This is a genomic window from Pseudomonas abieticivorans (assembly GCF_023509015.1).
In the GTDB taxonomy this organism is placed as follows: domain Bacteria; phylum Pseudomonadota; class Gammaproteobacteria; order Pseudomonadales; family Pseudomonadaceae; genus Aquipseudomonas; species Aquipseudomonas abieticivorans.
In genome coordinates this window covers 1,027,088-1,040,422 of sequence record NZ_CP094975.1, presented here as the reverse complement: position 1 = coordinate 1,040,422, position 13,335 = coordinate 1,027,088, and the positions used below count along the sequence as shown (strand labels likewise).

11 protein-coding genes are annotated in these 13,335 nt (G+C 53.7%); 8 read left to right on the top strand and 3 right to left on the bottom strand.

All coding sequences use genetic code 11. The features are described from left to right. Window positions 1–34 precede the first annotated feature (34 nt). Genes L9B60_RS04555 through L9B60_RS04545 form a run of 3 tightly spaced genes read right to left on the bottom strand, consistent with a single transcriptional unit; the run spans window position 35 to window position 3,455 of the window. On the bottom strand, window positions 35–775 hold the full coding sequence (locus L9B60_RS04555; protein ID WP_249676753.1) for an SDR family oxidoreductase: 741 nt from the start codon (window positions 773–775) through the stop codon (window positions 35–37). Then, the gene (locus tag L9B60_RS04550) at window positions 772–2,085 is read right to left on the bottom strand and encodes an FAD-binding oxidoreductase (protein WP_249676751.1); all 1,314 of its coding nucleotides are present in this window, start codon (window positions 2,083–2,085) and stop codon (window positions 772–774) included. Before L9B60_RS04550 ends, L9B60_RS04555 begins: the two co-directional genes overlap by 4 nt. Then, window positions 2,085–3,455, bottom strand: coding sequence for a UbiA family prenyltransferase (locus L9B60_RS04545; RefSeq protein ID WP_249679654.1), 1,371 nt, complete (start codon window positions 3,453–3,455; stop codon window positions 2,085–2,087). Before L9B60_RS04545 ends, L9B60_RS04550 begins: the two co-directional genes overlap by 1 nt. A gap of 505 nt (window positions 3,456–3,960) precedes the next feature. Here L9B60_RS04545 and gmd point away from each other — a divergent pair. The 8 genes from gmd (at window position 3,961) to L9B60_RS04505 (ending at window position 13,229) form a co-directional block, all read left to right on the top strand. Then, a complete protein-coding gene (gene gmd / locus L9B60_RS04540; RefSeq protein WP_249676750.1) occupies window positions 3,961–4,992 on the top strand; it encodes a GDP-mannose 4,6-dehydratase in 1,032 nt (343 codons plus the stop codon). Further along, complete coding sequence (locus tag L9B60_RS04535) at window positions 4,992–5,885, top strand: GDP-mannose 4,6-dehydratase (RefSeq protein ID WP_249676746.1); 894 nt, start codon at window positions 4,992–4,994, stop codon at window positions 5,883–5,885. Before gmd ends, L9B60_RS04535 begins: the two co-directional genes overlap by 1 nt. Next, window positions 5,885–7,024 carry a glycosyltransferase family 4 protein gene (locus L9B60_RS04530; protein ID WP_249676743.1) on the top strand — a complete coding sequence of 380 codons (1,140 nt, stop codon included), beginning with the start codon at window positions 5,885–5,887 and terminating at the stop codon, window positions 7,022–7,024. The genes L9B60_RS04535 and L9B60_RS04530 overlap by 1 nt, the downstream gene beginning before the upstream one ends. Next, window positions 7,024–8,139 carry a glycosyltransferase family 4 protein gene (locus L9B60_RS04525; RefSeq protein WP_249676741.1) on the top strand — a complete coding sequence of 372 codons (1,116 nt, stop codon included), beginning with the start codon at window positions 7,024–7,026 and terminating at the stop codon, window positions 8,137–8,139. The genes L9B60_RS04530 and L9B60_RS04525 overlap by 1 nt, the downstream gene beginning before the upstream one ends. Before the next feature lie 262 nt (window positions 8,140–8,401). Further along, on the top strand, window positions 8,402–9,391 hold the full coding sequence (locus tag L9B60_RS04520; RefSeq protein WP_249676738.1) for a glycosyltransferase family 2 protein: 990 nt from the start codon (window positions 8,402–8,404) through the stop codon (window positions 9,389–9,391). Beyond that, window positions 9,381–10,022 carry a class I SAM-dependent methyltransferase gene (locus L9B60_RS04515; protein ID WP_249676735.1) on the top strand — a complete coding sequence of 214 codons (642 nt, stop codon included), beginning with the start codon at window positions 9,381–9,383 and terminating at the stop codon, window positions 10,020–10,022. The genes L9B60_RS04520 and L9B60_RS04515 overlap by 11 nt, the downstream gene beginning before the upstream one ends. Further along, window positions 9,989–10,903 (top strand): hypothetical protein, encoded by a 915-nt coding sequence (locus tag L9B60_RS04510; protein ID WP_249676732.1) that lies wholly within the window; start codon window positions 9,989–9,991, stop codon window positions 10,901–10,903. The genes L9B60_RS04515 and L9B60_RS04510 overlap by 34 nt, the downstream gene beginning before the upstream one ends. After that, window positions 10,896–13,229, top strand: a complete 2,334-nt coding sequence (locus L9B60_RS04505; protein WP_249676729.1) for a hypothetical protein — start codon at window positions 10,896–10,898, stop codon at window positions 13,227–13,229. The genes L9B60_RS04510 and L9B60_RS04505 overlap by 8 nt, the downstream gene beginning before the upstream one ends. Window positions 13,230–13,335 lie beyond the last annotated feature (106 nt).

Here is a 13,335-nt window from a genome sequence, read left to right as displayed (position 1 = left end):
AGGCCTCAATCGGAAAGACGGAAAAAGGAATTCGTTAAAGGCTCAGGCGTTTGAACACGAAATCCGGCACGCTTTTAATGATCAGCATGATCAAGCGCCAGAAGGAGGGGGCGTATACCACGGCTTTACGGCGCTCAATACCACGAAGTATCAGGGCTGCGACGGTCTCCGGCTTGGCGACGAGTGGGCCAGGCAAAGGCAGGCCTTTAGTCATCGGGGTGTCAACAAAGCCAGGTTTGATATCGACAACGTGTACACCCACTTTGAACATGCGTACCCGCAGGCCCTGGCAGAACGTTGAAACAGCTGACTTGGCCGTCCCGTACAGGTAGTTGGACTGACGCCCGCGATCACCGGCGACCGAGGAAATAACGGCGATTGTGCCGCAGCGCTGGTGTTCGAAATGATTGCTGAAGTGGGTCAGCAACGAAATGACCGATGTGCCGTTGGCGGAAAACTCGGCTAATGCAGTCTCTACATTCTGTTCGCAAGCATTCTGGTCGGGGAGCGTTCCGTGGGCGACTAGCAACACATCAATTTGCTTCAGTGTGTCTGCGGCTGATTGTAGCAGCGCTGCGTGACGGCTGTAATCGGTGACGTCCAGAACATGATAGTGGACATTCTTTGCGCCGCGGCCCAGGAGATCGGAACCCGTCTGATGCAACTTCTCCTCATTACGCCCCACGAGATAAAACTCCGAGCCCTGAGTTGCCCAGAGGCGGGCGCAGGCCGCTGCAATGGCAGAAGTGGCGCCGATGATCACGATACGTTTCATTGAGTTACTCGTTTCCAGAATAGGGAATTTAAATGGGGCGCGCGCAAGGCTTCCAACTGCTCCCAGTTTGGGAAGAATGCCTGGAAGTCTGAAGCCGTCATATGAGCATCCTTGGCGGGATAGAGCCGGCCGCCGGCCTCTCGAACAATGTGGTCCAGTTTTGGAAAGAGCTGGTTAACTACGGCTCCTTTTTGGGCAAAGTCGAGTGCCAAGGAAATGCCGGGCATTGGAAAAGACAGCAGGCCGGGCGAGACGATATCACCGCAACGTTTCAAGACGGCGAGAAAGGAGCCCTCGCCCGACTGAGAGATGCACTTTAGAATTTCGTGCATAGCCGCAGGAGCTACTGCTTCCGGGATAACGCACTGATATTGCTGGAAGCCTTTGCGGCCGTAGATTCGGTTCCAGTTGGTCAACGAATCCAAGGGGTAGAAAAAGGGTTCGTAGCGGGTACGCCCACGGGCAAGAGCCTTTGGGTGTTTGTGCCAATAAAGTGTGTTGAATGCGCGCAAAGAAAGATTGTTGATCAGTGAAAACGGTGGCGTCACCGGCACATTGGTCTTTTTGGCGATGTCCAAAGTTCTATCGCCATATTCGGCGTGGTCACCGACAAAAAAAACGCCACGACCGATCTGGTCGCCCTTGGCCAAACAGTCGATCCATGCAACGCTGTATTCGTGTTGCCTGTCGAGTTCATTAGATAGCAAAAAGAACTCGTTCAGGCAATTGAATCGAACCGTCTTGGTGTTGATCTGTGCAGACTGGATAGGTGTGAGCTGGATTTCAGCCCAAGTGATGATGCCCGTTAGCCCCAGTCCGCCGATCGTCGCGTTGTAAAGCAATTCATTTTCTACAGGTGAGCAAATTATGAGTTCGTCGGCACTGCGCATTAGGCCAAAGCGCAGGGTATGGCGGCCGAACGTACCTTTTACGTGGTGGTTCTTGCCGTGGACATCGTTCGCTATTGCGCCACCTATCGTCACGAACTGGGTGCCTGGTGTTACAGTGAGGAACCAGCCCTGAGGGACGATGATTTGCAGGATTTCATTCAAGGTGATGCCGGCTTCAACCTTAAGCCTACCGCTAAGGGAATCAAAACTGATAACTCTATCCAGCCCGCGCATGTACAGTACATTTCCGCTCGCTGCCAGGCAGCTATCACCGTAGCTTCGGCCATTTCCATAAGCCAGCGTCGTTTCATGTCGAGCAACGATCTCATTGCTGGCGGCGTTGATGTCGGTGCGCCAGTGAGGACAATGGCCCACCTGTGGTGCATTGGGTACTCGCCCCCATGACTTGAGTTTATCCATCAGGCTGCAATCCAAAAAACAAGACAGAACAGCGCGCCGACAATAAGGCTAGTTCTGTCCTTTATTGCAAAGACAACGGGGTCTTCGTGCATTTCTCCGCGATGGGTGAGCACCCAGATCCGTGTAATCCAGAACAGCAAAAGCGGGCACGCCATCCAGATGATCTGGGGGTGCTGATACAGTTCGACTGTGACATTATCGTGAATATAAAGTGCCAGCACCATCACCGACAGGTAGCCCGCCGCAGCGCCCAACGACGAAATCATTTCCAGATCATCAGGATAATAACCACGGCCGCGTGTTTTTTCTTTGTGCCCTTTCTTGCGTGCATCGCGCAGTTCGGCGTAGCGCTTGACGAGTGCAAGGCTTAAAAACATGAACATTGAGAATGCGAGCATCCAAAAGGTAAGCGTCAGGGCCAGGGCTGTGGCACCCGCAATGATTCGCATGGTGTAGAGAAGTGCTAGCGCAATGACGTCTACAGCCATCTTTCGCTTCAGGGAAAATGAGTAGGCGAGGGTTAGCGCATAATAGGCGAGTAGTGCACCTACAAACGCCGGTGAGAGCAGCAGGAATGCCCCACCGAATGCAATGATCAAAAGAACTGGAAAGACCAATATACCTGCCAGGAGACCCAACCGGCCCGCCGCGAAAGGACGGTTTCTTTTGGTCTTGTGGTGCCGATCGTCGGCAAGGTCCAGCAGGTCGTTGAGCAAATATACGCTGGAGGCACAAATGCCAAATAACACGAAGGCGATGCCCGCTTTGACAAGTAGAGAGATATCGCCGATTTTATGCGCTGCCAACAAGGGGACGAAAATTAGCAGATTTTTCATCCATTGGTGCAGGCGTAATGCTTTGAGCCAATCTCTGACCGGCGCACGGGGCGTATTGATCACCAAGGCTGTTTTCTGCAGCTTGCTAGCACGCCTTTCAACCCCGCGATCAGGGTCGACAATGTAGGCGTGGCGGGCAGATTCCCAGACAATCAGGTCATCACTGGAATTACCCAGATAGTCGTAACCTTCCTTCCCGTACAGTGTCACCAGGAGGTCGCGTTTGCGATGACCGCTGAGATTGGTCTTGGCGTCGCTGGCCAGCACCTCGTCGAATAGCTCCAGATGGTCGGCAATTCTTTGTGCAATGCTGTGGTGTGTGGCGGTCGCCAATATAATATGGCGGCCAGCCAGCTTTTCCAATTTTAGTAAGTCCAGAACGGCGGTGTTATAAGGCAGTAGGGAAACATCGATCTCGGTCGACTGGGCCAATTTCTCTTTAAGAGTGCATTTGCCTTGCATCACCCATAAAAACGGTTTGAGGCAGCTCAGGGGGTGGGACCGAACAAACGCCATGCCGGTCTCCAGCAGCATATCCGATGAGAGTAAAGATCCGTCGAGATCTACGACGAGCGGAGGGGTATTCAAAACAAATGCTTCCCTGAAAGCTGAATACAGTCATATCAGCGCGTGGATACTCAAAGGCCTATAAGCGTGGTTGAACTAGGAACTTGCCCAGATCGACACGAGGCTTTCATTTGGCCGCAAAACTATCATATTTGAGCAAAAATTTCCCAGCCAGAGGCGGCATTGCTGGCATTTTGCTTTCCTACGTGGGGGGGCGCTGAAAGGACGCGGGGCCTAAACGCTATTTATTTGCATTAGTGGGTCTGCATTGGGACGAGTGTATCGTCTTTTGCGAGGTTCGCCCTCTGTCGTCCGACCTGCGATAAGTAGGTGAATTATTGTCGGAGTTTGTCGTCTGCGCGCGAGGTTGCCTGTATGATCAGGGCTTTGACTTACGCTGCTTTGCTCTGGCGCTAATGCGGGGGTGGTCAAATTTTTTTAAATTGGCATGGATGGAGTTTAGAGGATCCGCATGAAAGCAATCGTAACTGGCATCACTGGACAAGACGGCGCCTACCTGGCGGAGTTGCTGCTGGAGAAGGGGTACACCGTTTACGGCACCTACCGCCGTACCAGTTCTGTCAATTTCTGGCGTATCGAAGAACTGGGCATCCAGTCCAACCCTAACCTACATCTGGTCGAGTACGACCTGACCGACCTGTCGGCCAGCATCCGCTTGTTGCAAACCACCGAAGCCACTGAGGTCTACAACCTCGCGGCCCAGAGTTTCGTGGGTGTCTCTTTCGAGCAACCGCTGACCACCGCCGAGATTACTGGTCTGGGCGCGGTCAATCTGCTGGAAGCGATCCGTATCGTTAATCCCAAAGCTCGCTTCTATCAAGCATCGACTTCGGAAATGTTCGGTAAGGTCCAGGCTATTCCCCAGGTTGAAAGCACGCCTTTCTACCCGCGCAGCCCCTACGGCGTAGCCAAGCTCTACGCGCACTGGATGACCATCAACTACCGTGAAAGCTACGGTATTTTTGCGACCAGCGGCATACTGTTCAACCATGAATCGCCGCTGCGCGGTCGTGAGTTCGTGACCCGTAAAATCACCGACTCCGTTGCAAAAATCAAACTGGGACTGCTGGAAAGCATGGAACTGGGCAACCTGGACGCCAAGCGCGATTGGGGGTTCGCCAAGGAATACGTGGAAGGTATGTGGCGCATGCTGCAGGCCGATGAGCCGGACACCTTCGTGTTGGCTACCAACCGTACTGAAACTGTTCGTGACTTTGTCTCGATGGCATTCAAGGCGGTCGGCATCCAAATTTCCTGGGCAGGCGAAGCGGAAGCAGAGCAGGGTACAGACGTTGCTACCGGCAAAGTGCTGGTCAGCATCAACCCTAAATTCTACCGCCCTACGGAAGTCGAGTTGTTGATCGGCGACCCTGCCAAGGCCAAGAAGGTGCTGGGCTGGGAGCCGAAGACCAACCTGGAAGAACTGTGCCGCATGATGGTCGAAGCTGACCTGCGCCGTAATGAAAAAGGATTTTCGTTCTGATGACTATTGCTGGTAAACGCGCACTGATCACGGGTATTCATGGCTTCACCGGCCGCTATATGGCCGCCGAGTTGCAAGCCAACGGTTACGAAGTCATCGGGGTGGGCAGTCAACCTTCCGATGACGCAGACTATCACCAGGTCGACCTGGCTGATGGTCCCGGGCTTCGCGCTTTGCTGGCAACGGTTCAACCTGACGTGGTGGTGCACCTCGCAGCCTTGGCATTTGTCGGGCATGGCGCTGCGGACGCGTTCTACCAGGTCAACTTGATTGGCACGCGTAACCTGCTGGAAGCTGTTGCAGTCTGCGGCAAGCAACTCGATTGCGTGCTCCTCGCGAGCAGTGCCAATGTTTACGGCAATGTCTCCGAAGGGCTGCTCAGCGAATCGACGCCAGCGGCGCCGGCGAACGACTATGCCGTGAGCAAGCTGGCCATGGAATACATGGCCAATTTGTGGCGTGACAAGTTGCCACTCGTTATCACGCGTCCCTTCAACTACACCGGCGTTGGGCAGGCAGACAACTTCCTTTTGCCCAAGATCGTTTCTCACTTTCGCCGCAAAGCAGAAAAGATTGAACTCGGTAACCTGGATGTGTGGCGTGATTTCAGCGACGTGCGCGCTTTGGTCAAGGCCTATCGTGGCTTGATCGAGGCCAAGCCGGTTGGGGAAATCGTAAATGTTAGCTCAGGCAAGACCCACTCGCTGCGCGAAGTAATTGCGATGTGCACGGCCATCACAGGCCATCAGATCCAGGTTGAAGTGAACCCCGCTTTTGTACGTGCCAACGAGGTGAAAACCTTGTGCGGCGACAATGCAAAGTTGCGTTCCTTGGTCACTGGTTGGCAAACGCCGTCATTGGAAGAGACCCTGAGCTGGATGCTGGCTGAATAATGAAGTTAGTCCTTTCTGTCGAGCCAGTCCGCTTTCCGCTGACTGGCATCGGTCGCTATACCTATGAGCTGGCGCTACGCCTGCAACAGAATCCGGAAATTACCAATCTGCAGTTTTTTGCCGGCCGGAGGTTTTTGCCTGCGCTTCCCACGGCTTCCGAAGCGTCAGGAAGCGGTTATGGGTTGAAGCGTGTGGTTCAAAAGAATTTTCTGGCAGTCGAGGCCTATCGACTGCTGATGCCAATGCTGCGCAAACGCGCGTTGAAGGGGCACGGGGATTTTATCTACCACAGCCCCAACTATTATCTGCCGCCTTTTGCAGGGCGTAGTGTGGCGACGTTTCATGATTTGTCGCCTTTCACCTGGGCTCATTGCCATGCGCCTCAGCTCGCGCGCTACCTGCAAAAGGAACTGAAAACCACGTTGGTTCGGGCGGATGCCTTGATCACCGATTCCGAATACACACGCCGTGAGCTGGCCGAGTACTTTGGTTGGCCTATCGATCGCATTCATACCGTGCCGTTGGCCAGTTCGCCGGACTTTCATCCGCGCAACCCTGATGAGCTGCGCTCAACGCTTGCGCGTCACGGGTTGGAACCGGGTGGCTATAGCCTGTTTGTAGGCACTATCGAGCCACGCAAGAACATCGATACCTTGCTTGATGCCTACAGCCGCCTGCCGATGGAGGTGCGGACCCGTTGGCCATTGATCCTGACCGGCTACCATGGCTGGCGTAACGACGCCATCCACGCCCGGCTCGAAACCGCGCGTCGTGAAGGCTGGGCACGTTACTTGGGCTTTGTGCCTAGTGAAGAGTTGCCGCTGTTGTTTGCTGGTGCTCGCTTGTTTGCCTTTCCTTCACTTTACGAGGGTTTCGGTTTGCCTGTGCTTGAGGCCATGAGTTCCGGTGTGCCGGTGGTGTGCTCCAATAGCTCGTCGCTGCCGGAAGTCGCTGGTAACGCGGCGTTGATGTGCGAACCCATGGATGTCGATACGCTCACGGTCCATTTGCAACAAGGCCTTGAAGACGAGGTTTGGCGTACCCGGGCGATCGAGCAAGGGCTGTTGCACGCAGCTGGGTTTTCCTGGGAGCGCTGCGCACAGCAAACCCTGCAGGTATACAAGAGGGTGCAAGGCTGATGAGTAAAGTCCTGCACTTTTTCAAAACCTATTATCCGGAAACCATGGGCGGTATCGAGCAGGTCATCTTCCAGATTGCCGAAGGCTGTGCCAGCCATGGTTTCGAGTCTGAAGTGCTGTACCTCAGTGATCGGGGCGCCGCACGTAACGAGCGGGTGGGTCACCATGTCACTCATCGCTCTAAACTTGACCTGCATGTCGCCTCGACGGGCTTGTCGTTGTCGGCATTCAAGGATTTTGCCGAGCTTGCCCAACAGGCCGATATCATTCATTACCATTTCCCTTGGCCTTACATGGACCTGGTGCACTTTGCCAGCCGGCTACGCAAGCCGACCGTGGTGAGTTATCACTCCGACATCGTCAAACAAAAGTTCTTGCTCAAGCTGTACCAGCCGTTGATGAATCGCTTTCTTTCAAGTGTCGATTGCATCGTGGCCTCCTCGCCCAACTATGCGCAGAGTAGCCCGGTGCTGACACGCTTCGAAGACAAGGTGCGGATCATCCCTTACGGGTTGGACCGAGCGACCTACCCCACGCCATCGCCAGCCAAGCTTGAGCACTGGCGTGCTCTATTGGGCGAGCGGTTCTTTCTGTTCGTCGGCGCGCTGCGTTATTACAAGGGCCTGGACTACCTGTTGGCGGCAGCCAAGACCACTCAACTGCCGGTAGTCATTCTCGGTGGCGGCCATCTAGAGGCCGAGTTGAAGGCGCAGGCCGCTCAATTGGGCCTCACTAATGTCCATTTTCTGGGTGGCTTGCCAGACGACGACAAGGCTGCTTTGTTGCAGTTGTGCTATGCGTTCGTATTCCCGTCACATCTGCGTTCGGAGTCGTTCGGTATTTCGCTGCTGGAAGGCGCGATGTATGGGAAACCTATGATTTCCTGTGAGATGGGATCGGGGACTACTTTCATCAATATTGCCGATGAGACGGGGTTGGTCGTGCCGCCACGGGATGCCGGGGCGTTGGCACTGGCGATGGTGACTCTATGGGAAAACCCCGAGTTGTCATCGAGTATGGGGCGCAGGGCTGTACAGCGTTACGAAGAAGTATTCTCCGCGACTATGATGGCTGAAAGCTATTCCACGTTATATCGATTGTTGTCTAAGCGATAGGGGGCGGTGATTGTTGGGCGTACTATCGGCCATTACGCGCTGCGTGTATGGCGGTTCTATTTTGAAGGTTCGATTCCTTTCAATGATCGTTGTAATGCCGTTTTTGTCAGAAATGAATCGAATTTGATGCAAGGTGTGTGGAGGCTGGTTTTCAGCTTCGATTGTCGCATGTCGACATTTTTTATTTGTATGCTGTACTCGTTTGAAAGGCTGGTATGCTTTCCGGTAGCGAGTACGTTTACAGGACATTGGTTTGTAATTTATGAAGCTGATAATACAAGTACCTTGTTACAATGAAGCAGAAACGCTTTCCATTACGCTGAGTGCACTACCGAAGGCAGTGCCGGGCTTCACATCGGTTGAGTGGTTGATAATCGATGATGGCAGCCGCGACGAAACCGTAGCCGTTGCCCTGACCCATGGGGCGAAAGTTGTTCGTCACACGGGCAACAAAGGTTTAGCACGCGCGTTCATGACGGGGCTTGACGAGTGCTTGCGGTTAGGCGCCGATGTCATTGTCAATACCGATGCAGACAACCAGTACCATGCTGATGACATTCCGCTTTTGACCGCTCCGATTCTAGAGCACCGTGCCGAGATTGTGGTCGGAGCCCGCCCCATATCGACCATTGAGCATTTCTCACCTGCCAAAAAGGCATTGCAAAAACTTGGAAGTTGGGTGGTGCGTGCGGCCAGTAAAACGGATATTCCCGATGCGCCTAGTGGCTTCAGGGCCATGAGCCGAGCGGCGGCGCAGCGCCTGATGGTTTTTAATGACTATACCTATACATTGGAAACAATCATTCAGGCCGGTCAGAAAAACATGGCTATCATGTCGGTGCCTATTCGCGTCAATGAGGACCTGAGACCATCGCGGTTGGTAAAGAGTATTCCCTCCTATATACGTCGCAGTATTGTGACCATTGTCCGTATCTTTATCATTTATCGCCCGGTCAGTTTTTTTGGGACGATAGGAGGTGTGTTGTTCGGTTCTGGTTTCCTGATAGGACTTCGTTTCTTGTGGGGTTATTTGAATGGCCAAGGTGATGGGCATGTTCAATCCTTGATATTGGCGTCTGTATTATTAGGTATCGGATTCCAGACTTTGCTAGTTGCACTGATGGCTGACCTGCTGTCGGCCAATAGAAAGTTGCTTGAGGATATCCGATTCAAGACAGCCTCTCAGAATGACCGTAAACGGGCGGCCGCTGAGGACCGCGAGTCGGACGAGGACACTACATGTGAACATTAAAATTTCAGGCGGTGAGCAGGAAGACGGTATCGTCGTTGGGAATACTTACGACAAGTACGGCGCTCGGAACCCCATCGTAAAGTGGATCATGAATGGCTTCGAGTCGGCGCTCTCCGAGTTGGTCTCTCAGGCATCTCCTTCCTCTATCCATGAGGTGGGGTGTGGCGAGGGCTATTGGGTGCTGCAATGGACAGACAAGGGGTTGTCGGCAAGAGGCTGTGATTTTTCCAGCCAAGTGATTGAGATGGCGCGGGAGAATTCGGCTCAGCGAGGGCTTTCGGATACTTTGTTCGAAGTACGCAGTGTCTATGATTTGCAAGCCCCGCGAGATTGCGCAGAATTGATCGTATGTTGCGAAGTGCTGGAGCATCTCGAAGACCCGGAACTCGCGCTTGCAGCACTGCAGCGTGTCGTGACGAAAAATCTGATCATTAGCGTGCCACGCGAACCGCTCTGGTGCGCCCTTAACCTTGCGCGTGGGAAATACGTATTCAGCGGCGGTAATACCCCCGGCCATATTCAGCACTGGTCGAAGGCTGCTTTTGTCCGATTGGTTTCAAAGTACTTTGATGTCCAGGTCGTCAAGTCGCCGTTACCATGGACAATGCTGCTTTGTCGTTTGAAACCATGAAGCCAGGTGGCTCGTTGAAGCGATTGCTGCATTGGGTGGGCAGTGGGTTGGCGTTGGTCGGCATCGCTTTTGTCGCATTCAGGTTGCACACCTATTGGGGTGAGCTAAATCCGGCAAGTATCTCTGCTGGCACTTGGGTGCTGATAGTCGTTCTCATCGCATGCTACGCTTTTGCGAATATCTTGCTCGGTAGCGCCTGGTTTCAATTGATTCATAGTTCGGGCGCTGGGCTCGGTCGTTGGCAGGCGGTGCGAATCTACGGCATTTCCCAACTGGCGAAATACCTGCCAGGGAACATTTTCCACCTTGCCGGTCGACAGGCACTGGGGTTGGCCGCAGGTGTGAGCGGGGCTGTGCTAGCTAGATCGACTTTGGCTGAGCTTTTACTCATAGCGGTTTCTGGCGCTATTTTCGCCACGCTGGCCCTTCCCTTGGTGGCACCACAATTGCCCTTTCTTGCAGGGGCAACACTCTGGATGATTCTAGTCTGCGGCGTCGCAACGGTTCTGCGGCGTTTGCGAAACCGTGATGTTGCCAATGCGTTTCTGATGCAAACGCTTTTTCTGATGCTCTCGGGCGCTTTGTTTGTTGCCTTATTGGCCGCAATTTCAAGTCAACCTATTGCAGGTGGGCAATGGATGGTGCAGATCGGTGGCGCTTACGTTGTTGCCTGGCTAGGGGGATTTGTCACTCCCGGTGCGCCAGCAGGGTTAGGGGTTCGCGAACTGATTCTTCTTTTTCTTTTTAAGGGCAACATCCCCGAAGCGGACCTGTTGCTGGCGACTCTATTGGGGCGCTTGGTGACAGTAGCGGGTGATGTGCTTTTCTTTTTGGCGTCGCTAGGCATACGCGAAAAATATCGAGGATCCGATAATGAATAATGCAAAAAGATGGTCCGCTTTCGAGGTGCTGTTGGCGATTGCAATTATTGCTTTCCTGCTTGTGGTGCATGGGGCTATTCCATTTTATACCGTGCCGACACTGGGGCAGGCTGTCTGGTTGAGCGGTTTTTCGCAGTCACTCGCTAATGGTCCGGTTCTTGACCTTCATGCGCATAATTTCGGGCTGCCAAAACCTGCGTCCATTGCGTTCGGGCTTTCCGGGGCACTACCCGCCAGTCTGCTGATACGGCTCGGGCTGCAAGCTGCCGACGCTTACACAATGGTTGTCGCATTCTGGTTGCTGGTCGCCTTTGCTTCGGCCTACAAGATCAGTCGGGCATTAGGGGCTACCAAGCTATCGGCTCTGGTGGGTGGCGCAGTATGGCTCAGCATGCCCATGCTTTGGGCCCATGCGGGCTACAGCATGTTGTCCATGGGTATGGCCTTGATGTCTTTTTATTTTCTTGGGGCAGTCAGGCTTTTCCTGCTTGATCCACGGGCACATTCGCTGTCAGTGTCCAGCACTGTTTTTTATTGTGCAGCTGCCGTTATTTCGATCTTTATGGACGGCTACACCTTCATCATGTTCGCCATGGGTGCGAGCGCGCTCCTCGTTTTTTCTTTTATTCTGCGGCCCGACGTCCGTTTGCTGTTGTTGAAAGTCGCCTTGCCGGTTCATGTGTGTAGCATGGCCTTGGCCTACCTGTTATTCACCCTCTACATCGGGCGTTCGAATTTTGCGCCTCAGTCATTGGATTTTTTCAGAGGGTGGGGGCTGGATCTTTCTTTCTTGGTTGTGCCCACGACCGGTATTCTTTGGCTTCCGGATCTACTAGGGTTTAGCGTCAGCCGTAGCGATGCCGTTTATTTCGGCGATTACTCGGTCTGGAGCACTACATTTGCACTCCCGTTACTGATTGCAGGGCTGTTGTCCTGCTGGCTTGTGCGACGCGATTGCAAGTTAGCGTGGGGCATACTTCTGATCACGTTGCTTGCCTATTACATGGCGTTGGGCCCTTCGGTAAAGATCAACTCGACCAAGCCTGTCGCTTGGCAGCAAGCGGAATCAACCCAGAACACTCCAATAATGGCCGCATCCTACGCCGTGATGCCCACGGGTAACGCGTGGCTTTCTGATAAGCTCCCTGGTTTCAATGTCATGAGGGCTTCTTATCGCTGGGCTGTTTTGGGCGTCTTTGGTCTTTGGTTATTGGTAATGATGGCTGTGGCTAGAAAGGAGCAGTCTCACCGCGCTTTTTGCATGTTGCTCATGCTGGTCATCGTGATTTTCAACCTGCCCAATGTCGTTCAGAAATGGCACAGCGGCAAAGATCGCAGAGTACTCTTCGAGCAAATTGATGACGCTTTGATTCCCGAGGTTGCTCAGCACGTGAAGCCGGGAGAGCGAGTCGCGTTTGTACCCTGGGGGAATGATTTCATTGCGGGTTATCTAGCTGCTAAGGCGAAGTTTTATACTTTGAACATAGGTGGTGATAAAAACCTGGCGGCCGCTCAGGAAAGATGGCCTTCGGTGATGCTAGCCCTTGGGGGCAACCTGGGCGTCAGCAGCATACCCGGCATCATAAACATGCTGTCGTCGAACGAGGCTGACACCGTTGTCCTGCCTTATTTCAACATGCTGTGGGCACCTCATCTTTGGCCCTGCATGGACGAGACGTCTGCCAGTTTGACGCCAAACCAGGTGGCCAGGTATAGCAATATCCCCGGGTTTACTTGCCCATCCCAGCACAGGCGTGAACTGGCAGATGTAATCAGTGCCTTGAGCAGAAACCCGTATCTGGAGGTCAATGAAACTGATCTGTTCGCGACAGTTCGGTTGCGCGAGCAGTACCGCAGCCCCGAGGGTAAAGCGAAAATTATTGCCTTGGGGCTGGAGGGTGTCAGCTACCCCCTGATTTTTGGCAAGAGTGCCCGCGCCCCATTGGTGTTGACCGACGGTTGGTATCCAGTGGAGCCGCAGCTTGTATGGTCCCGTGCCCGTGCGAAGTTGACCTTGCCGACGGAGGGGCACTGCGCTGTTGCGTCGTGTGTTGCCGTTTTGAAGTTTAATGTATTTGGTGCAAGCCCGACTCGGCCCTTGAATATCGAAATAAAGAGCTCCGAGGATGGCAAGCTCTGGCAACAATCGCTCAGTTTGACAGCAAGCGAAGGCCACGAGGTTCGGATCCCTATTTCAACTACGTTAGCCGTCCAGACGATTGAGTTCGAGGTATTAAATGCAACGTCCCCCCATGCGCTGGTGGGGGCGCTTGATGGGCGGACTCTGGGGCTCGCGCTGCAGCAGATAGACGTTTTACCCGAGTAGCGGGAAGCTCCAACAATCGGAAAGGGGCGCGCCGCCCCTCTTCCGCATAATTCACAGACGCTACGATAACTTCGAGTTACTGTGTAGCCACTGTTTAGTTATCACG